19 protein-coding genes are annotated in these 25,924 nt (G+C 72.3%); 9 read left to right on the forward strand and 10 right to left on the reverse strand.

The window, feature by feature from the left end:
* The first annotated feature begins 424 nt into the window (after nt 1–424).
* The 3 genes from B082_RS0110530 to B082_RS0110540 all read left to right on the forward strand — a co-directional run bounded on the left by B082_RS0110530 (nt 425) and on the right by B082_RS0110540 (nt 6,424).
* On the forward strand, nt 425–637 hold the full coding sequence (locus B082_RS0110530) for a hypothetical protein (RefSeq protein WP_018551753.1): 213 nt from the start codon (nt 425–427) through the stop codon (nt 635–637).
* 355 nt (nt 638–992) lie between these two features.
* Nucleotides 993–4,796: an AAA family ATPase gene (locus tag B082_RS0110535; RefSeq protein ID WP_018551754.1), complete on the forward strand. Its 3,804-nt coding sequence runs from the start codon at nt 993–995 to the stop codon at nt 4,794–4,796.
* A gap of 209 nt (nt 4,797–5,005) precedes the next feature.
* Nucleotides 5,006–6,424, forward strand: a complete 1,419-nt coding sequence (locus B082_RS0110540) for a sugar porter family MFS transporter (protein ID WP_018551755.1) — start codon at nt 5,006–5,008, stop codon at nt 6,422–6,424.
* A gap of 68 nt (nt 6,425–6,492) precedes the next feature.
* Here B082_RS0110540 and B082_RS0110545 read toward each other — a convergent pair whose 3' ends face one another.
* Nucleotides 6,493–7,458 (reverse strand): LLM class flavin-dependent oxidoreductase, encoded by a 966-nt coding sequence (locus B082_RS0110545; protein WP_018551756.1) that lies wholly within the window; start codon nt 7,456–7,458, stop codon nt 6,493–6,495.
* Nucleotides 7,459–7,515: 57 nt separating this feature from the next.
* On the reverse strand, nt 7,516–8,910 hold the full coding sequence (locus B082_RS0110550; RefSeq protein ID WP_018551757.1) for a purine-cytosine permease family protein: 1,395 nt from the start codon (nt 8,908–8,910) through the stop codon (nt 7,516–7,518).
* 124 nt (nt 8,911–9,034) lie between these two features.
* Here B082_RS0110550 and ftsY point away from each other — a divergent pair, with 124 nt between their 5' ends.
* A complete protein-coding gene (ftsY, locus tag B082_RS0110555; RefSeq protein WP_018551758.1) occupies nt 9,035–10,234 on the forward strand; it encodes a signal recognition particle-docking protein FtsY in 1,200 nt (399 codons plus the stop codon).
* 75 nt (nt 10,235–10,309) lie between these two features.
* On the opposite strand, the gene B082_RS0110560 is transcribed toward ftsY, so the two are convergent.
* Nucleotides 10,310–10,969: a bifunctional DNA primase/polymerase gene (locus B082_RS0110560; protein ID WP_018551759.1), complete on the reverse strand. Its 660-nt coding sequence runs from the start codon at nt 10,967–10,969 to the stop codon at nt 10,310–10,312.
* 361 nt (nt 10,970–11,330) lie between these two features.
* Here B082_RS0110560 and B082_RS0110565 point away from each other — a divergent pair, with 361 nt between their 5' ends.
* The 5 genes from B082_RS0110565 (at nt 11,331) to ffh (ending at nt 19,044) form a co-directional block, all read left to right on the forward strand.
* Complete coding sequence (locus B082_RS0110565; RefSeq protein ID WP_026249642.1) at nt 11,331–12,806, forward strand: hypothetical protein; 1,476 nt, start codon at nt 11,331–11,333, stop codon at nt 12,804–12,806.
* Nucleotides 12,807–13,189: 383 nt separating this feature from the next.
* Entirely contained in the window at nt 13,190–14,542 is a 1,353-nt protein-coding gene (locus B082_RS0110570) for an ammonium transporter (RefSeq protein ID WP_018551761.1), read from the forward strand.
* The gene (locus B082_RS0110575) at nt 14,539–14,877 is read left to right on the forward strand and encodes a P-II family nitrogen regulator (RefSeq protein WP_018551762.1); all 339 of its coding nucleotides are present in this window, start codon (nt 14,539–14,541) and stop codon (nt 14,875–14,877) included. Before B082_RS0110570 ends, B082_RS0110575 begins: the two co-directional genes overlap by 4 nt.
* A gap of 49 nt (nt 14,878–14,926) precedes the next feature.
* Nucleotides 14,927–17,380, forward strand: coding sequence for a [protein-PII] uridylyltransferase (locus B082_RS0110580; protein ID WP_018551763.1), 2,454 nt, complete (start codon nt 14,927–14,929; stop codon nt 17,378–17,380).
* Nucleotides 17,381–17,490: 110 nt separating this feature from the next.
* The gene (gene ffh, locus B082_RS0110585) at nt 17,491–19,044 is read left to right on the forward strand and encodes a signal recognition particle protein (protein ID WP_018551764.1); all 1,554 of its coding nucleotides are present in this window, start codon (nt 17,491–17,493) and stop codon (nt 19,042–19,044) included.
* A gap of 121 nt (nt 19,045–19,165) precedes the next feature.
* Here ffh and B082_RS0110590 read toward each other — a convergent pair whose 3' ends face one another.
* The 7 genes from B082_RS0110590 to B082_RS0110620 are packed head-to-tail and all read right to left on the reverse strand — an operon-like array spanning nt 19,166 to nt 25,884.
* The gene (locus tag B082_RS0110590) at nt 19,166–20,407 is read right to left on the reverse strand and encodes a phosphopentomutase (RefSeq protein WP_018551765.1); all 1,242 of its coding nucleotides are present in this window, start codon (nt 20,405–20,407) and stop codon (nt 19,166–19,168) included.
* 11 nt (nt 20,408–20,418) lie between these two features.
* The gene (locus B082_RS0110595; protein WP_018551766.1) at nt 20,419–21,585 is read right to left on the reverse strand and encodes an alanine racemase; all 1,167 of its coding nucleotides are present in this window, start codon (nt 21,583–21,585) and stop codon (nt 20,419–20,421) included.
* Nucleotides 21,586–21,587: 2 nt separating this feature from the next.
* Nucleotides 21,588–22,703 (reverse strand): aminotransferase class V-fold PLP-dependent enzyme, encoded by a 1,116-nt coding sequence (locus B082_RS0110600; protein ID WP_018551767.1) that lies wholly within the window; start codon nt 22,701–22,703, stop codon nt 21,588–21,590.
* 2 nt (nt 22,704–22,705) lie between these two features.
* A complete protein-coding gene (locus tag B082_RS0110605) occupies nt 22,706–23,659 on the reverse strand; it encodes a phosphotriesterase family protein (RefSeq protein WP_018551768.1) in 954 nt (317 codons plus the stop codon).
* A 47-nt stretch (nt 23,660–23,706) separates the two neighbouring features.
* Nucleotides 23,707–25,044: a YhfT family protein gene (locus B082_RS0110610; protein ID WP_018551769.1), complete on the reverse strand. Its 1,338-nt coding sequence runs from the start codon at nt 25,042–25,044 to the stop codon at nt 23,707–23,709.
* A 47-nt stretch (nt 25,045–25,091) separates the two neighbouring features.
* Nucleotides 25,092–25,448, reverse strand: a complete 357-nt coding sequence (locus tag B082_RS0110615; protein ID WP_018551770.1) for a DUF2620 domain-containing protein — start codon at nt 25,446–25,448, stop codon at nt 25,092–25,094.
* Nucleotides 25,449–25,497: 49 nt separating this feature from the next.
* Nucleotides 25,498–25,884: a PRD domain-containing protein gene (locus tag B082_RS0110620; RefSeq protein WP_018551771.1), complete on the reverse strand. Its 387-nt coding sequence runs from the start codon at nt 25,882–25,884 to the stop codon at nt 25,498–25,500.
* Between the last annotated feature and the right edge of the window lie 40 nt (nt 25,885–25,924).

Raw genomic sequence — 25,924 nt, forward strand, 5'->3', positions numbered from 1 at the left:
CCGGCGGGAAAGGGGCTCGTGTTCGGGCCGTGTTCGAGGCGCGGCGCGGGGTGACGGCAGGTGCCCCCGTCGCGCGTACACATGAAATGACCTGCGGAATGACCCGATGGTTGCCAAGATTCGGTTGGCGTGCCAGGCTGCCGCAGTAACGATGATCTCCGGACCCCTGAGGGCCCCGCTGGAGAGTCGCGCGGCATGATCGTCCCGCCGTGCGCCCCCGGGACGCCTGCCTCAGCGGGGTGTGATCGTGTTGACCGTCAAACTTTTTGGTGAGACTCTGAAATCCCCGCGCACCTTAGCTGTTCGGCAGAGCTGGTAGGCAGCAGGACAGCAGTGACACAGAGGCACTGCCGAGCACCGCGGGTGCGATCCCTCACGACCCACACCGCATCGGTCGGTCACTCATTGTGGAGGACCATCCATCATGGCAAAGGCGCTTCTCGGTTACGTCGGCGGTTCCGACCCGCGACTCCTCGCCGAGATGCGACGGCTCCAGCAGCGCGTCCAGGACCTCGAGTCCGAACTCGTACGCATTCAGGACGAGAACGACGCGCTCAACGCCGCCGCCCAGCACCAAGAGTCGCTGCTCGACAGCATCGACATCGACGTACCCCAGGCGGAGCCGGCGCTGACCTGACCCGATCGAGAGGCCCTCACGGGCCGGTCGGGCGGTACACGTCAACCGCACGGGCACATCGCCGGATCATCACCGGATCATTGAAGGTCAATCGCGGGCCGGACGGCCGCAGAATCGCGTTGATCTGCTTCTCCTCGGCCTCGTCATTGATCCGGTAACGCGCGTCTTCACGGAGACGCACGATTCGTCGTGAGACGCGTGATCCAGAATTACAAGGGACGCTTCGGCGTCCCTTCTTTCTTTTCCCCTTCGCCCCGCGCAGGTCCTGCCCCGGACGTACACCCCTTCCCTTACCGTCTGATGTGCCCTGCCCCTTCATCGGTGAAACCGAGAGCGAAAGGTAGAGTCCGGCGGCGTGCACCTCAAGGCCCTGACCCTGCGCGGTTTCAAATCGTTCGCCTCCGCCACGACCCTTCGGTTCGAACCGGGGATCACCTGCGTGGTCGGCCCCAATGGCTCGGGCAAGTCCAATGTGGTGGACGCGCTCTCCTGGGTCATGGGGGAGCAGGGGGCCAAATCCCTGCGCGGCGGCAAGATGGAGGACGTGATCTTCGCCGGGACCACCGGCCGGCCGCCGCTGGGCCGGGCGGAGGTGTCGCTGACCATCGACAATTCCGACGGCGCCCTGCCGATCGAGTACGCCGAAGTGACGATCACGCGGATCATGTTCCGCAACGGCGGCAGCGAATACCAGATCAACGGCGACACCTGCCGGCTGCTCGACATCCAGGAACTGCTCTCCGACTCCGGCATCGGCCGCGAGATGCACGTCATCGTCGGCCAGGGCCAGCTGGACTCCGTCCTGCACGCCGACCCGATGGGCCGCCGCGCCTTCATCGAGGAGGCCGCCGGCGTCCTCAAGCACCGCAAGCGCAAGGAGAAGGCGCTGCGGAAGCTGGACGCGATGGGGGCGAACCTGGCCAGGGTGCAGGACCTCACCGACGAGCTGCGGCGGCAGCTGAAGCCGCTCGGCCGCCAGGCGGCGGTGGCCCGCAGGGCCGCGGTCATCCAGGCCGACCTGCGCGACGCCCGGCTCCGCCTCCTCGCCGACGACCTCGTGACGCTGCGCACCGCCCTGCGCGGTGAGATCGCCGACGAGGCCGCGCTCAAGCGGCGCCGGGAGGCCGCCGAGGCGGAACTCAAGGCCGCACTCGGACGCGAGGCCGGGCTGGAGGACGAGGTGCGGCGGCTGACCCCCCGGCTCCAGCGCGCCCAGCAGACCTGGTACGAGCTGTCCCAGCTGGCCGAACGGGTGCGCGGCACGATCTCGCTGGCCGACGCCCGGGTGAAGAGCGCCACCGCCCCGCCCGAGGAGGAGCGGCGCGGCCGCGATCCCGAGGACATGGAGCGCGAGGCGGCCCGCATCCGCGAACAGGAGGCGGAGCTGACCGCGGCCCTGGAGGCGGCGGAACACGCGCTGGAGGACACCGCCTCCCACCGCGCCGAGCTGGAACGAGAGTTGGCGGCCGAGGAGCGCAGGCTCAAGGACGCCGCCCGCGCCCAGGCCGACCGCCGCGAAGGGCTCGCCCGGCTGCACGGTCAGGTCAACGCCGCCCGCAGCCGCGCCGGTTCGGCCCAGGCGGAGATCGACCGGCTGGCCGCGTCCCGCGACGAGGCGCGGGAGCGTGCGGTCGCGGCCCAGGAGGAGTACGAGCAGCTGAAGGCCGAGGTCGACGGCCTGGACGCCGGGGACACCGAGCTGGGCGAGCGCCACGAGGCCGCCCGCCGGGAGCTGAAGGAGGCCGAGGCGGCGCTCTCCGGGGCCCGCGAGGAGGCCACCGCGGCCGAACGCCGGCGCGCCGCCCTCGCCGCCCGGCACGACGCGCTGGCCCTCGGGCTGCGGCGCAAGGACGGTACGGGCGTGCTGCTCGCGGCCCGCGACCGGCTCGCCGGGCTGCTCGGACCGGCGGCGGAGCTGCTGACGGTGGCCCCGGGGTACGAGGTGGCGGTGGCGGCGGCGCTGGGCGCGGCGGCGGACGCGGTCGCGGTGGCGGACCCGGCCACGGCGGCCGAGGCGATCCGGCTGCTGCGCAAGCAGGACGCGGGCCGCGCGGCCCTGCTCCTCGGCGGCGTGCCCCGGGGTGCGGACGCGGTGGGCCAGGTACCCGGGCAGGGGGCCCAGGGGCACCCGCCGCAGGTCGTCCTTCCCGGGCAGAGCGCCCAGGCCGTGGACGCCCCGGAGGCGGTGGCCGGCCTCGGACCCGCGGACGCCGCTGAGCCCGGGGCCGCCCCGGAGGCGGTGGCCGGCCTCGGGCGGCCCGCGGACGCCGCTGAGCCCGTGGACGCCCCGGAGCGCGGAGGCAGCGCCGCCGACCGGCAGCCGGTCCCGGTCGTCGTCGCCGGTCCGGGGGCGCCCGCCGTCGCCGATCTCGTCGGCGGCCCCGCCGGGCTGGTGGCCGCCGTCCGCAGGCTGGTGCGGGACATGGTCGTCGTCTCCACCCTGGAGGACGCCGAGGACCTGGTGGCCGCCCGTCCCGAGCTGACGGCGGTGACCGGCGAGGGGGACCTCCTCTCCGCGCACTTCGCGCACGGTGGCTCGGCGGGCGCTCCGAGCCTCCTCGAAGTGCAGGCGTCCGTGGACGAGGCGGCCGCCGAACTCGCCGAGCTGGCCGTCCGCTGCACGGAGCTGGCCGAGGCGCAGCGCCTCGCGGCCGAGCGGCGGACCGCGTCGGCGGCGCTGGTCGAGGAGCTGGGGGAGCAGCGGCGGGCCGTGGAGCGGGAGAGGTCCGGGGTGGCCCAGCAGCTCGGCCGGCTGGCCGGTCAGGCGCGGGGCGCCGCCGGTGAGGCCGAGCGCATGGACGCGTCGGCCGCCCGTGCCCAGGAGGCGCTGGAGCGGGCCACGGAGGAGGCCGAGGAGCTGGCCGAACGGCTGCTCGTCGCCGAGGAGGCGGCCGGTGACGGCGCGGACGACGAGCCGGACACCGGCGTGCGCGACCGGCTCGCGGCCGACGGTGCCAACGCCCGCCAGACCGAGATGGAGGCCCGCCTCCAGGTCCGTACGCACGAGGAGCGGGTCAAGGCGCTGGCGGGGCGCGCCGACTCGCTGGACCGGGCCGCGCGGGCCGAGCGCGAGGCGCGGGCGCGGGCCGAGCGGCGCCGGGCCCGGCTGCGGCACGAGGCCGAGGTGGCGTCCGCCGTGGCGTCGGGCGCCCGGCAGCTGCTGGCCCACGTCGAGGTGTCGGTCGTGCGGGCGGAGCGGGAGCGGGCGGCGGCCGAGGCGTCGAAGGGGGAGCGGGAGCGCGAGCTGGGGGCCGAGCGGCTGCGGGGGCGTGATCTCAAGGCGGAGCTGGACAAGCTGACGGACTCGGTGCACCGGGGCGAGGTGCTCGGCGCCGAGAAGCGGCTGCGCGTGGAGCAGTTGGAGACGAAGGCCCTGGAGGAGCTGGGCGTGGAGCCGGCCGGGCTGGTGGCCGACTACGGGCCCGACCAGCCGGTGCCGCCCTCGCCGGCCGCCGAGGGCGAGGAACTGCCCGAGGATCCGGAGCATCCGCGCAACCTGCCGAGGCCGTTCGTCAGGGCCGAGCAGGAGAAGCGGCTCAGGGCGGCCGAACGGGCGTATCAGCAACTCGGGAAGGTGAATCCGCTCGCCCTTGAGGAGTTCTCGGCGCTGGAGGAGCGGCACAAGTTCCTCTCCGAGCAGCTGGAGGACCTGAAGAAGACCCGGGCCGATCTGATGCAGGTCGTCAAGGAGGTGGACGAGCGGGTCGAGCAGGTCTTCACCGAGGCCTACCGGGACACCGCCCGCGAGTTCGAGGGTGTCTTCTCGCGCCTCTTCCCGGGCGGTGAGGGGCGGCTGATCCTGACCGATCCGGACAACATGCTCGCGACCGGTGTCGACGTCGAGGCACGCCCGCCGGGCAAGAAGGTCAAGCGGCTCTCCCTGCTGTCCGGCGGGGAAAGGTCCCTGACGGCAGTGGCGTTGCTGGTCTCGATCTTCAAGGCGAGGCCGAGTCCGTTCTATGTGATGGACGAGGTCGAGGCAGCGCTGGACGACACCAACCTCCAGCGGCTGATCCGGATCATGGAGGAGCTCCAGGAGAGCTCGCAGCTCATCGTGATCACGCACCAGAAGCGGACGATGGAAGTCGCCGACGCCCTGTACGGCGTCTCGATGCAGGGCGACGGCGTCTCGAAGGTGATCAGCCAGCGCCTTCGCTGAGCTTTGACGCAATCTTCAGGACTTCAACCTGACCTTTGGGGTACCAGGGGGTGGTTCCGGCTCCTACCCCGGTATTGACTTCAAAACTTGAAGACATAGTCTCTGCGGCGTCTACTTTGCCTTCAAGTGGTAGCTGGTAAGAAGTTGTGTACCACTGGGAGGAGCTCACCCCCCACGCCTGTCGTTGCGGCCAGGCATCAGGAGTTCATGTGACCAGCACATCGCAGGGACCGGAGTCCGGAGCCAGGGCGGCCCACCCGGATCACCTCGGCCATGTCATCTTCATCACCGCCGCGGCCGCTATGGGTGGCTTCCTCTTCGGCTACGACAGCTCCGTCATCAACGGCGCCGTCGAGGCGATCCGCCACCGCTACGACATCGGCTCGGGCACGCTGGCCCAGGTCATCGCCATCGCCCTGATCGGCTGTGCGATCGGCGCCGCCACGGCCGGCCGCATCGCCGACCGCATCGGCCGCATCCGCTGCATGCAGATCGCCGCCGTCCTGTTCACCATCAGCGCCGTGGGCTCCGCGCTCCCGTTCGCGCTCTGGGACCTGGCGATGTGGCGCATCATCGGCGGCTTCGCGATCGGCATGGCCTCGGTGATCGGCCCCGCGTACATCGCCGAGGTCTCGCCGCCCGCCTACCGCGGCCGGCTCGGCTCCTTCCAGCAGGCCGCGATCGTCATCGGCATCGCCGTCTCCCAGCTGGTCAACTACGGCATCCTCCAGATCGCCGACGGCGACCAGCGCGGCAAGATCGCCGGGCTGGAGGCCTGGCAGTGGATGCTCGGCGTGATGGTCGTGCCCGCGGTCCTCTACGGGCTCCTCTCGTTCGCGATCCCCGAGTCGCCGCGCTTCCTGCTCTCCATCGGCAAGCGGGAGCGCGCCCGGAAGATCCTTGAAGAGGTCGAGGGCAAGAACGTCGACCTCGACGCGCGCGTCGAGGAGATCGAGACCGCGATGCGCCGCGAGCACAAGTCCAGCTTCAGGGACCTGCTCGGCAGCCGCTTCGGCTTCCTGCCCATCGTCTGGGTCGGCATCGGCCTCTCGGTGTTCCAGCAGCTCGTCGGCATCAACGTGGCCTTCTACTACTCGGCGACGCTGTGGCAGTCCGTCGGCATCGACCCGACCGACTCGTTCTTCTACTCGTTCACCACGTCGATCATCAACATCATCGGTACCGTCATCGCGATGGTCCTGGTGGACCGGGTCGGCCGCCGCCCGCTCGCCCTCGCCGGCTCCTGCGGCATGGCCGTGGCCCTGGCCTTCGAGGCGTGGGCCTTCTCCGCCGACCTGGTCGACGGCAAGCTCCCCACCACCCAGGGCACGGTCGCACTCATCGCCGCCCACGTCTTCGTGCTCTTCTTCGCCCTGTCGTGGGGTGTCATCGTCTGGGTCTTCCTCGGAGAGATGTTCCCCAACCGCATCCGCGCCGCCGCGCTCGGCGTCGCCGCCTCCGCGCAGTGGATCGCCAACTGGGCGATCACCGCGAGCTTCCCGAGCCTCGCCGACTGGAACCTGTCGGGCACGTACATCATCTACGCCTGCTTCGCCACGCTCTCGATCCCCTTCGTCATCAAGTTCGTCAAGGAGACCAAGGGCAAGGCGCTGGAGGAGATGGGCTAAGACCCCGCTGCCCCCTCCTCGAAAACCGTACGGCCCCGCGCGCGTCCGCGAGCGGGGCCGTACGCGCTTCACCCGCCGACCGCCCCGCAGAACAGCCGCAGGCTCCGCCATCCCTCCTCCACCGGCATCCCGCCGCACAGCGGATGCAGCACCAGGCTGTCGAGTTCACCGGCCAGCCGCGCGCACGCCTTCGGGGTGACGACCCGGTAGACGCCCTCGTCCCGCAGCTCCGCCACCGTCGTCGCCGCCGAGCGCACGGCCGAGCGGATCCCGGCGGACTGCCAGGAGGCGTACGTACGTGCCTCGTGCAGGAAATGCTCCCCGTACGCGGCCCACGTGCGGTCCGGGTCGTCGGACACGTGCAGCAGCGGCGTCTCGGCCGACGGCATCATGCAGAACCCCTCCGTGCCGTGCACCGCGCGCTGCTCGTGGTAGTACGCCTCCAGCTCCGGCAGATGCGCGCTCGGGAACAGCGGCAGCCCCAGCCTGGCCGCCCGCCGCGCCGCCGCCCGCGAGCTGCCGCCCACCAGCAGCAGCGGATGCGGACGGGTGAACGGGCGCGGGGTGACCGTCACCGTACGGCCCCGGAACTCGAAGGGCTCCCCGCTCCACGCCGTCAGCAGCGTCTCCAGCAGCTCGTCCTGGAGCCGGCCGCGCCCCGCCCACTCGACGCCCGCCCGCTCGTACTCCTCGCGCCGGTAACCGATCCCCACCACCGTGGCCAGCCGGCCCGCGCTCAGCAGATCGAGCACCGCGATGTCCTCGGCCAGCCGCAGCGGGTCGTGCAGCGGGCCGATGACCGCCGAGACGGTCACCGCGATCCGGCGTGTCGCGCCGAACACGGCCGCCGCGAGGACGAAGGGGGAGGGCAGCCAGGAGTTCGCGGCCCCGTGGTGCTCCTCGGTCTGGACGGTGTCCACGCCGTGCGCGTCGGCGTACGCGGCCATCTCCAGGGCCGCGCGGTACCGGGCCGAGAGGGCGGCGGGCGTGGCGCCCGGAGCGACGAGGTTGAACCGTACGACGGTGAAGGCCATGACGCGGGTCCCCTTCGGGCGGGCCGGGACGGGGCCGCGACCATAACTGACGATGCGTCAAATGTGGAGGGGTGCGGCGACCCCGCGGCCCCGCCCCGGGCGCGGCAGCGCCGCGTACAGGCCACCGGAGACGAGGACCGTGACCGCCCAGCCCAGGCCGCTGCGCCCCGGCCAGGTCCCGGCGAGCGGGCCGGTGAACCACTCCACGCCCGTGAAGAGCAGCCCCACCGCCAGACCGGCCGCCCAGGCCGCGACGGCGGTCCAGGCGACGCCGCCCGTGTACCAGTAGGCGCTGGCGGGAGTGGTGTCCATGAGTGCCACCGGATCGTAGGAACGGCCGCGCAGCATGTCCGTCGCGAAGACCCCGATCCAGGCCGAGAACGTCACCGCGAGCAGATTCAGGAAGGAGACGAACGACTCGATGAAACTGCTCGCCACCATCATCAGGAGCGCTCCCAGGAACAGGCTGATCGCCGCGTTCACCCCGACGGCCCAGGCGCGCGGGAGCGAGAACCCGAGGGTCTGCGCGGTGAATCCGGCCGAGTACATCGACATCGCGTTGATGAGCACCATGCCGGTGATGGTGACGATGAGATACGGAACGGAGAGCCAGGTCGGCAGCAGCGCGCCGATGAAGGAGACCGGGTCACCGGTCACGGCCAGGGCCGGAGTCGCCTCCGCCATCACCGCGCCCATCAGCACCATCGGCAGCAGCACCACGGCCGCCCCGCCCACGGTGAACGCGACCAGGGCCGGGCCCGGGGCGGTGCGGGGCAGATAGCGGGTGAAATCCGGTCCGGACGGGGCCCAGCTGATCCCGCCGGCCGTCAGGATCCCGACGCCCGCGATCACCATCGACGCCGGCCCTGGAGGCCGGTCCAGCACCAGCCGCCAGGGCGCCGTGACCGCCAGATGCCCCAGCACCAGGACGCTGAAGGCGCCGAAGAGGTACGCCGACCAGGTGCAGCACACCCGCAGCGCCCGCAGCCCCAGCCCCGACAGCAGGAAGCTGCCGGCGACGAAGGCGAGCAGCGTCCCCATGATCAGCGTGGGCGTGGTCCGTACGTCGAACAGCACATCGCCCACGGTCAGCAGGGCGTACGCCCCGGTGACCGCGTTCATCGTCTCCCAGCCCCACCGCGCGACCCAGATCAGCGCCCCCGGTGCCAGGTTGCCGCGCTGGCCGAAGACCGCCCGGGACAGCGCCATGCCGGGGGCGCCGCCGCGCTTCCCCGCCACCGAGACGAAGCCCACCAGGCCGAACGAGACGAGCGGCGCGGTGACCGCCACGACCAGCACCTGCCAGAAGCTCAGCCGGTTGAGCACGACGAGCCCCGCGCCGACGGTGAGCAGCAGCACCGTCATGTTCGCCGCGGCCCAGGTGGGGAAGAGGGCACGGACCCGGCCGGTGCGCTCCTCGTCGGGCACGGGGTCCAGGCCACGGGTCTCCACGGCCAGGATCGTACCTTTCCGGCATACAGCGCATAACGAACGCGGGAGCGCGCGCCCCTCCGGCTCTGCGCCGGACCCCACCCTTCCCCGATTGCCGGGCCGGGTGACTGATACTGGGTGGGTTATGGAATTCGTCATCCTTGCTGTAGTCATCGCCCTGGTCGCGGTCGGCGTGATCAGCGGGCTCGTGGTCAGCAGCCGCAAGAAGAAGCAGCTGCCCCCGGCACCGTCGAGCACGCCGACCATCACTCCTCCCGCCGAGCCCCATGTCGGCGAGGAGGCCGAAACGCCGCGCGAGGAATCGCGCCGCACCATCGAGGAGGCCGGAGCCCCGCCCGCCGAGGCCGCCCCCGAGACCGCCGAACCGGAGGCGCCCGCAGCTCCCGCGCTCGACGTCCCCGAGCCCACCGCGGGCCGGCTCGTACGGCTGCGGGCCCGCCTCGCCCGCTCGCAGAACACTCTCGGCAAGGGGCTGCTCGCGCTCCTGTCCCGGGACAACCTCGACGAGGACACCTGGGAGGAGATCGAGGACACCCTCCTCACCGCCGACGTCGGCGTCGCCCCCACCCAGGAACTGGTGGAACGGCTCCGCGAGCGCGTCCGCGTGCTCGGCACCCGTACCCCCGAGGAGCTGCGCGCCCTGCTGCGCGAGGAACTGCTCACGCTGCTCGGCACCGACTTCGACCGCGCCGTCAAGACGGAGGGCGGTCTGGAGACCCCCGGCGTCGTGATGGTCGTCGGGGTCAACGGCACCGGCAAGACCACCACCACCGGCAAGCTGGCCCGGGTGCTCGTCGCCGACGGCCGCAGCGTCGTGCTCGGCGCGGCCGACACCTTCCGCGCCGCCGCCGCCGACCAGCTCCAGACCTGGGGCGAGCGCGTCGGGGCCCGTACCGTGCGCGGACCCGAGGGCGGCGACCCGGCGTCCATCGCCTTCGACGCCGTCAAGGAGGGCATCGCCGAGGGCGCCGACGTCGTGCTCATCGACACCGCGGGCCGGCTGCACACCAAGACCGGCCTGATGGACGAGCTGGGCAAGGTCAAGCGGGTCGTGGAGAAGCACGGCCCCCTTGACGAGGTCCTGCTCGTCCTCGACGCCACCACCGGGCAGAACGGTCTGGTGCAGGCGCGGGTCTTCGCCGAGGTCGTCGCCATCACCGGCATCGTCCTCACCAAGCTCGACGGCACCGCCAAGGGCGGCATCGTCATCGCCGTCCAGCGCGAGCTGGGCGTACCGGTCAAGCTCGTCGGACTCGGCGAGGGGCCGGACGACCTCGCTCCGTTCGAACCGGAAGCGTTCGTGGACGCCCTGATCGGGGACTGACCCGGCCGGGCACGACGCACGGAGCCCGGCCGCACACGCTGTGCGGCCGGGCTCCGCGCTGTTGTCGGACCCCGCTCAGGCGCAGGGGGCCGCCCAGCGGTGGCAGAGGTAGGCCAGCGTGCCGAGCAGCAGCCGGGCCTCGGGCGGCCGGGCGCTGTCCGGTCCGGGCGGCCGCAGCCAGCGCACCGGACCGAGGCCGCCCCGGTCCGAGGGCGGCGCGGTGATGTGGCTGCCGGGGCCGAGCGCCCGCAGGTCGAGCCCCGCGTCGTCCCAGCCCATCCGGTACAGCAGCCCGGGAAGCTCGTCGGCGGCGCCCGGGGCGACGAAGAACTGCGCGCGTCCCTGCGGGGTCACCGCGACCGGGCCCAGCGGCAGGCCCATCCGCTCCATCCGCACCAGGGCCCGGCGCCCGGCCGCCTCCGCCACGTCGAGCACGTCGAAGCTGCGGCCCACCGGGAGCAGCATCGAGGCGCCCGGCACCTCGGCCCAGGCGCGCGCCGCCGCGTCGAGCGTCGTCCCGGCCGGCACCTCGGGCGCGAAGTCCAGCGGATGCGCGCCCGGGGCGGCGCAGCCGGTGTCCCCGCACGAGCAGGCGCCGTCCGCGGCGCGGGCGCCCGGCACGACGGCCCAGCCCCACAGGCCGGTGTACTCCGCCACCGCGGTGCCGCCGACGGCACGGCCGCGGCGCCGCGCTCCGGTTCGCATTTCGCGGATGCCGCCGATCGTGAAGCCCATGCCCCCTCCAACGGGTCCAACTCGCCGGTGGTTACGAACGGGAGCGCACAACCGCCCGCGCGCCCCCGGACGCATCCCTGCGCCTCCTGCTGATCGCCCTGTCAAGTGAATCGCGCCCCGTGCGGGTGGCGTTCAGTCGAAGGGGTGGCGAATGGTGGCGATTGTGCAAAGGCGGTCGCCGGGCCCGTGATCGTAGGATTACCGTCGGTACACGAACCGTGGAAGTATGTGCGCCCACGGGTATGCCGGAGGCAACCCGATTTCCTGTTCGATCGGGTGCAACGCCCGTACGGGCACAATGAGTTCGGGGCATTCTGATAGTGCTTCGCGCGACAGTATTCGGCGGGATGGGGGCGTTCCAGTGAGTGGCAGCGGCGCAGGCGATTCGAATGCCGGTAAGCGCCCGAATGGGCAGTTGGGATCGTGGTTCGTACGCAGTGGCTGGTCGAAGGGTGAGCTGGCGCGGCAGGTGAACCGCAGGGCGCGGCAGATGGGCGCCCACCACATCAGCACCGACACTTCCCGGGTGCGGCGCTGGCTCGACGGCGAGCAGCCGCGCGAGCCGATCCCGCGCATCCTGTCCGAGCTGTTCTCGGAGCGCTTCGGCAGCGTCGTCGCCGTCGAGGACCTGGGGCTGCGCACGCCGCACCAGGCGCCCTCCGTGGCGGGGGTGGACCTGCCCTGGGCGGGCCCGCAGACCGTCGCCCTGCTCAGCGAGTTCTCGCGCAGCGACCTGATGCTCGCCCGCCGTGGCTTCCTCGGCAGCTCCCTCACCCTCGCCGCGGGCCCCGCGCTCGTCGAGCCGATGCAGCGCTGGCTGGTGCCGGTCGCCTCCGCCGCGCCGGCCGAGCCGGAGCCCGCTGACGCCTCCCGCCGCCCGTCCCGGCTCTCCGGGCCCGAGCTGGACCTGCTGGAGTCGACCACCGCGATGTTCCGCCAGTGGGACGCGCAGTGCGGCGGCGGGCTGCGCCGCAAGGCCGTCGTCGGCCAGCTCCACGAGGTCACCGACCTGCTCCAGGAGCCGCAGCCGGCCGCCACCGCCAAGCGCCTGTTCCGGTGCGCGGCCGAACTGGCCGAGCTGGCCGGCTGGATGAGCTACGACGTCGGCCTCCAGCCCACCGCGCAGAAGTACTTCGTGCTCGCCCTGCACGCCTCCAAGGAGGCCGGCGACAAGCCGCTCGGCTCGTACGTCCTGTCCAGCATGAGCCGGCAGATGATCCACCTCGGCCGCCCGGACGACGCCCTGGAGCTGATCCACCTCGCCCAGTACGGCAGCCGGGACTGCGCGACGCCGCGCACCCAGGCCATGCTGTACGCGATGGAGGCCCGCGCCTACGCCAACATGGGCCAGCCCAGCAAGTGCAAGCGGGCCGTCCGCATGGCCGAGGACACCTTCCTCGACGCCGGCATCGACGGCGAGCCCGAGCCCGACTGGATCCGCTTCTTCTCCGAGGCCGAGCTGAACGGCGAGAACTCGCACTCCTTCCGCGACCTGGCCTACGTGGCGGGCCGCAGCCCCACCTACGCCTCGCTCGCCGAGCCCGTCATGCGGCGGGCCGTCCAGCTCTTCGGCGAGGACGACGAGCACCAGCGTTCGTACGCGCTCAATCTGATCGGCCTCGCCACGGTGCACCTCCTCAAGGGCGAGCCCGAGGAGTCCACCGCGCCGGCGGAGAAGGCGCTGCGCGTCGCCAAGAAGGTCCGCTCCGAGCGCGTCAACACGCGGCTCCGCAAGACCGTCGACACCGCCGCCAGGGACTTCGGGGACGTACCCGAGGTCGCCCGGCTCACCGAACTCCTCATCGAACAACTGCCCGAAACCGTGGAAGCCGTCTAGCGACCACGGAGAGGCCCCTCAGACCCCGGCCACGACGATCACCCCGCACAGACCGACTTCGGCTCCCCCCATTGCCAGGTCAACGGGTGATCGCCGTGGCCGGTTCGTGTGGTCGTTCCCCCGCCGGAGCGTCGTAACCGCACCGTATGCGGCCCGAGCCGCAGAGTGGGCGCGAGCGTGGGCACGGCGCGGGCGGTTCATGGGGACGTAACACTGCGGTCCCCTTGGTCACTGCGGCGAAACATCGCGGCGCAACGGCCGAAACCGCGCTGCGCGAACCTCATGGCGCATAACAACAGGCCCGCACGCCTTCCCCAGTGGTCCCGCACGTGGTTGTGCCCCCATCGCCCGCACGCGGCCGCACCGACGACGAGGAGACGCCGATGCCCCCAGGCATCACGACGCTTGCCGCAGACGCCCCGACGCTGTCTGCCGCCAACACCGGCTTCATGCTCATCTGCTCGGCCCTGGTGATGCTCATGACCCCGGCCCTCGCCTTCTTCTACGGAGGCATGGTCCGCGTCAAGAGCACCCTCAACATGCTGATGATGAGCTTCATCAGCCTCGGGATCGTCACGATCCTGTGGGTGCTGTACGGATTCAGCCTGACCTTCGGCACCGACGCCGGCTCGGTCATCGGATGGAGCCAGGACTTCCTCGGCCTCAGCGGGATCGGCGTCAACGAACTCTGGGACGGCACCACCATCCCGGTCTACGTCTTCGCCGTCTTCCAGCTGATGTTCGCCGTCCTCACGCCCGCCCTGATCAGCGGCGCCCTGGCCGACCGGGTCAAGTTCACCTCCTGGGCCCTGTTCATCACGCTCTGGGTCACCGTCGTCTACTTCCCGGTCGCCCACTGGGTCTGGGGTTCGGGCGGCTGGCTGGCCGAGCTGGGCGTCATCGACTTCGCCGGCGGTACGGCCGTCCACATCAACGCCGGTGCCGCCGCCCTCGGCGTGATCGTGGTGATCGGCAAGCGCGTCGGGTTCAAGAAGGACCCGATGCGGCCGCACAGCCTGCCGCTCGTCATGCTCGGCGCCGCGCTCCTCTGGTTCGGCTGGTTCGGCTTCAACGCGGGCTCCTGGCTCGGCAACGACGACGGCGTCGGCGCGGTCATGTTCGTCAACACGCAGGTCGCCACGGCCGCCGCGATGCTCGCCTGGCTCGGCTACGAGAAGCTGCGCCACGGCTCCTTCACCACCCTCGGCGCCGCGTCCGGCGCGGTCGCCGGACTCGTCGCGATCACCCCGGCGGGCGGCGCGGTCAGCCCGCTCGGCGCCATCGCGGTCGGCGCCGTCGCGGGTGTGGTGTGCGCCATGGCCGTCGGCCTCAAGTACAAGCTCGGTTACGACGACTCCCTGGACGTCGTCGGCGTCCACCTCGTCGGCGGCGTCATCGGCTCCCTGCTCGTCGGCTTCTTCGCCACCGGCGGGGTCCAGTCCGACGCCAAGGGCCTCTTCTACGGGGGCGGGCTCGACCAGCTCGGCAAGCAGGCCGTCGGTGTCTTCGCCGTCCTCGCGTACTCTCTGGTCGTCTCCGCCGTCCTCGCCCTCCTGGTCGACAGGACCCTCGGGATGCGCGTCGACGAGGACGACGAGATCTCCGGCATCGACCAGGTCGAACACGCCGAGACCGCGTACGACTTCAGCGGCGCCGGCGGCGGCGCGGCCCCGCGCACCACCGCCTCCGCCCCCGGCACGCCGGCCGCCCCGACGAACAAGAAGGTGGACGCATGAAGCTCATCACCGCCGTCGTGAAGCCCCACCGCCTCGACGAGATCAAGGAAGCCCTCCAGGCCTTCGGCGTCCAGGGACTCACCGTCACCGAGGCCAGCGGCTACGGGCGCCAGCGCGGCCACACCGAGGTCTACCGGGGCGCCGAGTACACCGTCGACCTCGTCCCCAAGATCCGCATCGAGGTCCTGGTCGAGGACGAGGACGCCGAACAGCTCATCGAGGTCGTCGTCAAGGCCGCCCGCACCGGCAAGATCGGTGACGGCAAGGTCTGGAGCGTCCCGGTCGAGACCGCCGTCAGGGTCCGCACCTCGGAACGCGGCCCGGACGCGCTCTGACCGGTCCGGTCCACCGATTTCGTACCGTCGCACACGGAAGGGCAGCTGGGTGACGAGCACCGAAGTGACCACCGAATCCGAGGACTCGGGACCCAGCGGCTACGCGGCGGCCCGACTGCGCCTTCTCCAGGAGAAGGAGCGGTCCGGGCCGCCGCGCCGTGCGGCCCTCGCCACGCTCACCGACACCTGGCTGACCGCCCTGTTCACCACCGCGGCCGAACACGCCGGGGTCCGGGGCGCCGCCCTCGTCGCCGTCGGCGGCTACGGCCGGGGCGAACTCTCCCCGCGCAGCGACCTCGACCTGCTCCTCCTGCACGACGGCACCGCCGACGCCGCGGCCGTGGCCGCGCTCGCCGACCGGATCTGGTACCCCGTCTGGGACCTCGGCCTGGCCCTCGACCACTCCGTCCGCACCCCCGCCGAAGCCCGGAAGACCGCCGGCGAGGACCTCAAGGTGCAGCTCGGACTGCTCGACGCCCGGCCCGTCGCCGGAGACCTCGGCCTCGTCGCCTCCCTGCGCACCGCGATCCTCGCCGACTGGCGCAACCAGGCCCCCGAACGCCTGCCCGCACTCCACGAACTCTGCACCGAACGGGCCGAACGCCGGGGCGAGCTCCAATTCCTCCTGGAACCCGACCTCAAGGAGGCCAGGGGCGGCCTGCGCGACGCCACCGCCCTGCGCGCCGTCGCCGCCTCCTGGGTCGCCGACGCCCCCCGCGAAGGGCTCGCCGAGGCCCGCCGCGTCCTGCTCGACACCCGCGACGCCCTCCACCTCACCACCGGCCGCGCCACCGACCGCCTCGCCCTCCAGGAACAGGACCAGGTCGCCGAAGCCCTCGGCCTCCTCGACGCCGACGCCCTGCTGCGCCAGGTCTACGAGGCCGCCCGCACCATCTCGTACGCCACCGACGTCACCTGGCGCGAGGTCAACCGGGTGCTGCGCGCCCGCTCGGCCCGGCCCCGGCTGCGGGCCCTGCTCGGCGGCGGACGCGGCCCGGCCCCCGACCGCACCCCGCTCGCCGACGGCGTGGTCGAGGCCGACGGCGAGGCGGTGCTCGCCCGCACCGCACGCCCCGAACGCGACGCCGTCCTCGTCCTGCGGGCCGCCGCCGCGGCCGCCCAGTCCGGGCTGCCTCTCTCCCGCCACGTCGTCCGCCACCTCGCCGCCGCCGCGAAGCCGCTCCCGGTGCCGTGGCCCGCCGAGGCGCGCGAGGAACTCGTCACCCTCCTCGGCGCGGGCGAGGCCACCGTCCCCGTCTGGGAGGCACTGGAGGCCGAGGGGCTGATCACCCGGCTCCTGCCCGACTGGGAACGGGTCCGCTGCCGCCCCCAGCGCAATCCCGTCCACACCTGGACCGTCGACCGCCACCTCGTCGAGACGGCCGTCCGCGCCTCCTCGCTCACCCGCCGCGTCGGCCGCCCCGACCTGCTGCTCGTCGCCGCCCTGCTGCACGACATCGGCAAGGGCTGGCCGGGCGACCACTCCGTCGCCGGCGAGGTCATCGCCCGCGACATGGCCGCCCGGACCGGCTTCGACCGGCACGACGTGGGCGTCATCGCCACCCTCGTACGCCACCACCTGCTGCTCATCGAGACCGCCACCCGCCGCGATCTGGACGACCCGGCCACCGTCCGCGCCGTCGCCGACGCGGTCGGCAGCGCCGCCACCCTGGAGCTGCTGCACGCCCTGACCGAGGCCGACGCCCTCGCCACCGGGCCCGCCGCCTGGTCCGCCTGGCGCGCCTCCCTCGTCACCGAACTCGTCAGACGCGTCGCCCAGGTCCTGGCCGGTGAGGCCCCCGAGGAACCCGAACCCACCGCCCCCGGCGCCGAGCAGGAACGCCTCGCCATCGAGGCCCTGCGCACCGGCGAACCCGTCCTCGCCCTGCACACCCGGCCCGAGACCCCGCACGAGGAAGGCGCCCCGGAGCCGGTCGGCGTCGAACTCCTCATCGCGCTCCGGGACCGGCCGGGCGTCCTGCCCGCCGCCGCCGGGGTCCTCGCCCTGCACCGCCTCACCGTGCGCGCCGCCGACCTGAGGGCCGTGGAACTGCCCACGGAGCTGGGCGACACCGCGGACCTGCTGCTGCTCAGCTGGCGGGTCGCCGCCGAGTACGGCTCGCTGCCCCAGGCGGCCCGGCTGCGCGCCGACCTCGTACGCGCCCTGGACGGCTCCCTGGACATCCCGGCCCGCCTCGCCGAACGCGAGGCCGCCTACCCCAGGCGGCGCGGGGTGAAGGCTCCGCCGCCCAGGGTGACGGTGGCGGCGGCCGGCTCCCGTCTCGCCACGGTGATCGAGGTCCGCGCCCAGGACGCCCCCGGCCTGCTGCACCGCATCGGCCACGCGCTGGAGCGCAGCACGGTACGGGTGCGCAGCGCGCATGTGTCGACGCTGGGGGCGAACGCGGTGGACACGGTCTACGTCACCGACGCGGACGGTGCACCGCTGTCCGCGGAACGGGCGGCGCAGCTGGCCCAGGAGGTCGAGAAGGCGCTCGGCTGAGCCCCGCCTCCCGGTGAGTGCCGGGCGCGGGCTTGGCGTTCTCCGGCGTCCGGATACCCTGGGAACCGACTGACTCCACCCGCCCCCGACCCTGAGGACCGACGAGCGCCGTGTTCGATACTCTCTCCGACCGCCTTGCCGCGACTTTCAAGAACCTCCGGGGCAAGGGCCGCTTGTCCGAGGCGGACATCGACGCCACGGCTCGCGAGATCCGTATCGCCCTGCTCGAAGCCGACGTGGCGCTGCCCGTCGTCCGGTCCTTCATCGCCAACGTCAAGGAGCGGGCGCGCGGCGTCGAGGTCTCCCAGGCGCTGAATCCGGCGCAGCAGGTCGTCAAGATCGTCAACGAGGAGCTCATCGCCATCCTCGGCGGCGAGACCCGGCGGCTGCGGTTCGCCAAGAACCCGCCCACCGTGATCATGCTCGCCGGCCTCCAGGGTGCCGGTAAGACGACCCTCGCCGGAAAGCTCGGCCTCTGGCTCAAGGGCCAGGGCCACTCCCCGCTGCTCGTCGCCTGTGACCTCCAGCGCCCCAACGCCGTCAACCAGCTGAGCGTCGTCGCCGACCGCGCCGGGGTCGCGGTGTACGCCCCCGAGCCGGGCAACGGCGTGGGCGACCCGGTCCAGGTCGCCAAGGACTCCATCGAGTACGCGAAGACCAAGGTCCACGACATCGTCATCGTGGACACCGCCGGCCGCCTCGGCATCGACCAGGAGCTGATGCAGCAGGCCGCGGACATCCGCGACGCCGTCAGCCCCGACGAGATCCTCTTCGTGGTCGACGCGATGATCGGTCAGGACGCGGTCAACACCGCCGAGGCCTTCCGCGACGGCGTCGGCTTCGACGGGGTGGTCCTCTCCAAGCTCGACGGTGACGCCCGCGGTGGCGCGGCCCTGTCGATCGCCCACGTCACGGGCAAGCAGATCATGTTCGCGTCGAACGGCGAGAAGCTCGATGACTTCGACGCCTTCCACCCGGACCGCATGGCCTCCCGCATCCTCGACATGGGTGACCTGCTCACCCTGATCGAGCAGGCGGAGAAGACGTTCAGCCAGGAAGAGGCCGCCAAAATGGCCTCCAAGCTGTCGTCGAGCAAGGGCGGCAAGGACTTCACGCTCGACGACTTCCTGGCCCAGATGGAGCAGGTCCGCAAGATGGGCTCCATCTCCAAGCTGCTCGGCATGCTGCCCGGCATGGGGCAGATCAAGGACCAGATCAACAACATCGACGAGCGCGACGTCGACCGCACCGCCGCGATCATCAAGTCGATGACCCCGAAGGAGCGCGCCGAGCCGACGATCATCAACGGCTCGCGGCGCGCCCGTATCGCCAAGGGCTCCGGCGTCGAGGTCAGCGCCGTGAAGAACCTGGTCGAGCGGTTCTTCGAGGCCCGCAAGATGATGTCGAAGATGGCGCAGGGCGGCGGCATGCCGGGGATGCCCGGGATGCCGGGCATGGGCGGTGGGCCCGGACGGCAGAAGAAGCAGGTCAAGCAGGCCAAGGGCAAGCGCAAGAGCGGCAACCCGATGAAGCGCAAGGCCGAGGAGCAGGCCGCCGCGGCCCGCCGCGAGCAGGCGGCGCAGGGCGGCGTCCCCGGCCTGCCGGCCGGCCAGGACGGTCAGGACTTCGAGCTGCCCGACGAGTTCAAGAAGTTCATGGGCTGACAGCCCGGACGGCTCACGCGTGAGGGGCGCCCACCGAAAGTTGGGCGCCCCTCACGCGTGTCCGGACAGGAACCAGGGCCTGTCCGGCGTCGTGGGCCCGCGAAGATCCGCCGGACAGGCCCTAAGCCGCCCGCCGGCCCGTCCGCAGCTCCCGGCCGTTGGCCAGGCCCTCCGGGTCCAGCGACAGGGACACGGCGGCCGTCGCGCCGACATCCGCCAGGCTCCCCGCGTCCGGCAGCAGCTCCGTGCCGTCCGCGCCGGGCCGGTGGATGAGGACGGGGACGTACTCACGGGTGTGGAAGGCGTGCCCGGCCGTCGGGTCGTTGCCGTGGTCGGCGGTCACGATGAGGCGGTCACCCGGTGCGTCGAGCAGGGCGACGAGCGCGGCCAGGCCCGCGTCGACCTGTTCCAGGAGACGCCCGTAGCGCTCGGTGTCCTGCTGGTGTCCGGCCAGGTCCGTCTCCTGGACGTTGGAGACCACCAGGCCGTCGCCGGGGGCGCGTACCGCTTCGAGGGTGTGCGTGAGGACGTCGGCGGTGTCCACGGCGGGGTGCCGGGCCGCGGCGTCGCAGACCAGGATGTCGGCGGCCTTGCCCACCAGGGTGACGGGGATGCCCGCGCGGGCGGCCAGGTCGGGGAGCTGGCGGGCGTGGTCGATCCCGGCACCCAGGTGCTGCACTTCGAGGCCGCCGTTGCGGTAGAAGCCGGTGGCGGGGGTGTCGAGGCCGACCGTGCCCTCCTCGCCGGCCCGCACGAAGCGCTCCAGCGGGTCGTCCGCGTGTCCGCCGACCGCGATGACCCGGGCCACGGGGGCGACCGTGCGTACCGTGCGGGCCACGGCGAGGATGCCGTCCGGCCCGTCGAACGGCAGGTCCTCCAGCCGCCCGGAGGCGTTCCAGTTGATGCCCGGATCGGCCTCCAGGTTGTCGTGGACCAGGACCGCGCCGTCGACGACCAGGAGCGGCTTGCCGTCCAGCCGGCCGACCCGGTGACCGGCCTCTTCGAGGGCGGCGGTCACCTCGTCGATGTGGTCGGCGAGCCGGGCGACGGTCACCCGGCTGAAGTCGGCGCCCATCATGGTCTGGTGCCCGGCGAAGGTGTCGGCGCCCGGATAGCCGAGGGCCGCCCGGCCCGCGGCGACGGGCAGGTGGGTGCGCCGGGCGAGATCGGCGTGCGGGTGGACGAGTCCGAGGCCCAGCGAGCCCAGCACGGGCAGCCGCAGCGGGCGGCCGAACGCCTCCCGGCAGTGGTCCAGCACATGTCCGCAGGTGTCGGCGGTGAGATCGCCGGAGCGCGTGGTGCCCGCGTCGGGCATGGCGCCGATGCCGAATCCGTCGATCACGACGATGACGGTCTTGGCCATGGGGTGCCTCCTCAGCTCAGGGACCGGCCCTGGGCGTCGTACAGACCGTTGAGACGGGGCGCACCGGATGAGATTCCGGAGACGACGGCGACGGTCGAGCGGGTGACGAAGATCTGGGTGCGGAAGGCGAGCAGCGCGGTGTCGCCGATCCGGACCTCCTGGCCGGTGGCGGGCGCGTCGAGCAGCCGGTAGTAGTCGATGTTCTCGGCGGGCGCGTCCAGCACGTTCAGGCGTGCGCCGGTGCGCGGCAGCAGCGCGCTCCTGATGTGGGAGCGGGCGTAGAACCCGCCGCCGAAGACGGCGGGACGTCCGTCGTCCAGGGCGTGGGCGACCTCGGTGACGTACACATAGGCGGGGGTCTCGGGCTGCGCCGGGTCGAGGGCGTGCAGCGGGGTCGTGCCGGTCAGGGCATGGCCCGGCTCGCCGTGGGTGGCGCCGAGGCCGGCGAGCAGCGGCAGGGAGGCCATCGAGGTGGCGCTCGGTGCGCTCAGCCTGAGATCCGCGTGGCCGCGGCCGGCGAGCGTCTCGCGCGCCTTGAGGGCGAGGGCGAAGTTGGGCGTGGCGTACGGGGCCCCGGTCGCCGGGTCGCACAGCACGCACGGGAAGGCGGTGACCCCCGCGATCCGGATGCCGGGAAGCCGTTCGGCGGCGTCGGCGAAGGCGTCGAGCCCGGCGAGCGGGACGCCGCCCTCCTGGCCGGGGTAGACGCTTCCCTCGGCGCCTTCGAGCCGGATCAGGACGTCCTGGACGAACCCCAGCCGCCGCGCGGCCTCGGAGACCGCGCGGGCGTTGTCCAGGTCGTAGACGGTGACGGTCTCGGGGCGCCACGCCAGCATCTCGGGCAGGGCGCGGCGCGGGATCTGGACGAGATGGCCGAGGTTGCCGGCACGGGCGCCGGAGGCGTGCAGGGTGCGGGCCTCGGGCGGGTCGATGGCGGCGTACCGGGGGATGTGCCGGGCGATGGCCCGGATCAGCTCCGGGTTGCGGCCGAGCTGTTTGACGACGAACCAGAGGGAGACGCCCAGCCGGTCGGCCTCGGCGGCCAGCAGCGCGGCGTTGGCCTCGATGGCGTCCAGGTCCATCACATAGGTGTCCGGCGGGATCGCGCCCTCGTGGTGGAGTGCGGCCGCGGCCTCGACGAGCCCCGGATTGCGGGTCAGTACGGTGTCGAGAAACACGGTCAGTGGTCCTTCGGGTCGTTCAGCGCGGCCAGCGAGCGGCGCAGGATTTCGATGACGAGGTCCGCGCCCGCCCGCATCGGGTTGATGCGCACGGTCCAGTCGGCCAGTTCGGGGGAGTCGTCCAGGGCGGAGCTGGACATCCGGTAGAAGAGCGGCGTGATCTCGTAACGGGAGTTGGAACCGACGGGGTAGGGGGCCGCGCCGAAGCGGGCGGCGACGGCGGGCAGTTCCCTGGCGACGGGCCGGTCGAGCCGGACGAGCAGGCACCGGTCCTGCGCGTTGGCGAGCCGGACCTCGGCGACCCCGGGCACCTCGCCCGCGGTCAGCCGCTCGGCGACCTCGGCACCGACCTGGGACTGCACGGACCACATGAGCGGTACGTGGGTGAGCGCGCGCAGCGCGTCGAGCGCCTGGTGCCCCTGGACCTGGCCGCCGCCGGAGTAGTTGTCGCGGCGGATGTGCTCGACCAGGTCGCGGGCGCCGACGACGATGCCGACGCCTTCCGGGCCGTGCAGCTTGAACAGGGAGAAGCAGGAGGCGTCGGCGCCCAGTTCGACGCCGGCCGCCGGGGTGCGCATCACGGCGTAGTTGTCGTCGACGACGGTGCGGACGCCGGCGGCCCGGCAGGCGGAGAGGACCTCGCCGGGGTCGTAGGAGTCGGCGAGCCGCTGCCGGGTGTGCTGGACGTAGGCCCAGCGGAACCGGCCGGACTCCAGGGCCCCGCGCAGCTCGTCGGGGTCGTTGAAATCGGCCTCGACGGTCTCGGCCCCGAGGCCGCGCAGCGTGACCTCGGTGGTGCGGTAGACCGGCGCCCGGTGGATGAGGAGGGGATCGCCCGGCCGGACGGCGGCGGTGAGGGCGGCCCGGATCGCGCCGGTGCCCGCGCCCTGGACGAAGGCGGCGTCCTCGGCGCCGAAGAAGTCGGCGAGGACGGACTCGACGCGGGCGGTGGTGGCGGGGCGTCCGAGGCCGGGCACGACCCCGGCGTCGGAGGCGAACAGCTGCGGGCCCTCGAAGTGGCGGGCGGTGGCCTCGATGAGCCGGAACTGCCGGGCGACGGCGTCGGCCGGGGCCACGGTCGGCAGCGGGAACGTCCGGGGGAGTACGGGGTTCATGGTCAGCTCTCTTCCACGTTCGCGCCGCTGAGGAAGCGCAGCGGATTGCGGCGGGTCAGCAGGTCGATCAGGTCGTCGTCCACGCCTGCCGCACGGACCTTGGGCAGGAAGCTCCCGAAGAGGTGGCCGTAGCCCTGGCCCCCCTCGGAGGTGAGGTAGCCGTGACGGGAGATGTCGCAGCTGAGCAGGGCCCGGTCGGCGTGTCCCGCCTCCAGCAGGGCGAGCAGGAGCCGCAGCCGGGTGTCGTCGCTCTGATAGCTGTCCTTGCCGACGGTGTCGAAGGCGACGTACGCGCCGCTCGCGGCCAGCTCCCGGTGCACCGCGGGGTCGTCCAGCAGGTCCTGATGGCCGAGGGAGATCCGGTGCGGGGGCAGCCCCTCGGCGGTGAGCAGTTCCAGCTGGGCGAGGCCGCCGCGGCCGAGCTGGGCGTGGGTGGCGACGGAGAGCCCGGTGGCGAGGGCGGCCCGCGCCGAGGCGCGGAGCACCTTGCTCTCCGGCGGCGTCGGGATGTCCCCGTGGCTGCCGATCTCGCCGAGGACGCCGGGGCGGATGCCGGTGGTGCCGATGCCGTCCTCGATCTCGCGGACGAGGGTGGCGGCGAGGTCCGCGACGCTGCCGCGGTCGATCTCGGGGGTGTGGAACGGCTCGTAGTACCAGCCGGTCGCGGCGACGACGGCGACCTGGGCGTCCCGGGAGATCCGGGCCAGGGTGCGCACGTCGCGGCCCATGCCGCGACAGGTCAGCTCGACGACGAGGGCGAGTCCGTACTCCTCGCGGAGTGCGGCCAGTTCGGCGGTGACGGCGGCGGTGTGCCGGCCGGCGGCGAGCACGGCGCCGCCGTCACCCCGGTGGTCGAGGTCGAGTACGAGGTGTTCGTGGGCCAGGGCGGGGCCGCGTACCGCGTCGGGGGCGATGTCTCCGAGGACGGTACGAAGCACGGGGGCGGGGCTGTTCATCGTGGGGGGTCCTTCTCGGGTCGGCCTGCGTGATCCGGGGCGCGGAGCTATCCCTTGATCGGTGTGAACAGGTCCATCCAGTACAGGAGGTTGAGGAGGATGCCGCCGACGATCACCGCGGCCGGTGCCGCGGCCATCCGGACGATCGGCCGGCCCATCGCCTCGTTCAGCAGGTAGAGCCCGCCGACGACGAGGATGCCCAGGCCGCCGCCCATGGCGTTGGCCGCCATCAGCGAGCCGAAGAGGATCGCCAGCTGGAGGGTGTCGCTGATCGCGCTGCGCAGGTGCTCCGAGGAGTCCCGGACACTGGGCAGCCGCCCGAGGAGCTTGCCGATGTAGGACAGGGCCAGCACCTCGGCCGCGAAGACCAGGGCGCCGACGATCGCGGCGAGGAACGGGTTCGGCATCAGATAGCCGATGGGGTACACGAGGGTGAAGCCCGCGATGCCGTACGCGCCGGAGGCCAGCGCGGTGGTCGCGATCAGCGGGATGAAGCCGAAGACCCGGTAGAAGTCGACCTGCGCGGCCTCGGAGTACTGCCCCTTGGCGATCAGGAAGCTGGTCGCCTCGCCGCCGCCGAATATGTGCATCTGGGCGAGCACACAGACTCCGGCGCCCAGCACCATGAACAGCGGAAGATACCTGCGCAGCCGGGCCGCACTGGCGCTGAAGAGGGAGGCCATCGGGTCGTCGCCCTCAAGGACGGGCTCGCTCACGCCCGCGGCCTTGTCGGCCTTGCGCTGGGCGAGGTCCTTGGCGACGGCGAGACCGATGAGCATCAGCACGCCGACGGCCATCGCCAGCGCGCCGGCGAACATGTTGGGCCACAGCTTCATGGTCATGACGACCAGGGCGAACTCCAGCAGCCCCGCGATGCCGCCCCACTTGCGGCCGAACTGCTTGGTGATGGCCAGCACCGGGAACAGCGTGAAGAGGAAGAGGATCGGGGTCGACATCTGCTGCATGGCGGTGATGAAGTCGACCGGCAGGTCGTGTGCCACGTTGTTGGCGCCGTTGAGTCCGAAGACGACGACCGCGCCCCAGGCACCGCCGAGGATCGGGGCGAGCCACTTCTTCGGCGACAGCATGCCGAGGATGTCGGTGGGCAGGAAGAGGAGCCACGGGTTCAGCACGCCGGTGGACAGGGCCATCGGGGCGCCGAGCCCGAAGATGAACCCGGCCGAGAGGCCGAACGAGACCGCCGTCGTGGCGCTGCGCGTGGTGCGCCCCTGGATGAAGTCCAGGAGGAACGGGCGTACGCCGTCGTTGAAGACGGCCAGCGCCATGTGCGAGATGTACGCGGTCAGCGCACAGAGGGCTATGACGGTCAGTTGCTGGGCCAGCGAGAAGTCGAGGCTTGCACCGGCTGCGAGTGTTGTACTCACGGGGTCACTCCTTCGTGCCCGGGGCGATCAGAGCGGGATGGCTGGGGTCAGCCGCGGGCGGCGATGGCGCGCGCCATGAGGGGGGCGATGGTGTCGATCTGGTCCATCGAGAAGCCGAAGACCTTCTTGCCCTCGTCCAGCAGGGCGGTGATCTGCTCCTCGGTGGGGACGCTGCGGCCGAAGGTGTGGCAGACGGCGCTGCCCATCAGGCCGACGAGGACGCCGAGCGAGGCGCCGGCGCCCGTGTGACAGGTACCCAGGTAGTAGTCGGCCTGGGCGACGCGCAGCTTCATCGCGGCGTCCATGTCGCTGGAGGCGGTGACCTCCAGGCCCTCGATGCCGAGCTGCTTGATGGTGTTGGTGACCTCGGTCTTGCCGACGCCGCCGGCGAGGATCTTCGTCATGTCCTGCTTCTTTCTCGGTGGTTCGGACCGGGCTGCGCCGGACCGTGGTTCAGGAGGAGGGCGCGGCGGGGGTCTGCTGCGCCAGCACCGCGAGGTGCATGCCGAGGAAGTTCACCTCGGACTCCGGGAGGGCGGCCCCGAGTTCCCGCCGGGCGCGCTCGGCGACGGCGCGGGCGCGGGTGACGGCCTCGGGGTGTCCGGCCAGTTCGGCGGCCACCTGGTCGTCGGTGAGGAACTGCTCGATGGCCTCGCCGTCCAGGAGCCGGGTGAGCGCCATCATCAGGTGGCTGGTGAGCATGCCCGCGGTCGCCTCGGTCACCGTGCGGCCCTCCGCTTCGAGGGCGGCCAGTTCGGCCGTGACGAAGTCGGCCACCTCGGGCTTGATCTGTCCGCCTTCGCGGAAGAGCTGAATCCGCAGGGCCAGCTGGTCGTCCATGGCGGTCCTCCTAAAATCGACAGTAACCAGGATTTTGTAT

It is taken from the genome of Streptomyces sp. ATexAB-D23 (assembly GCF_000373645.1).
Lineage (GTDB): Bacteria > Actinomycetota > Actinomycetes > Streptomycetales > Streptomycetaceae > Streptomyces > Streptomyces castrisilvae.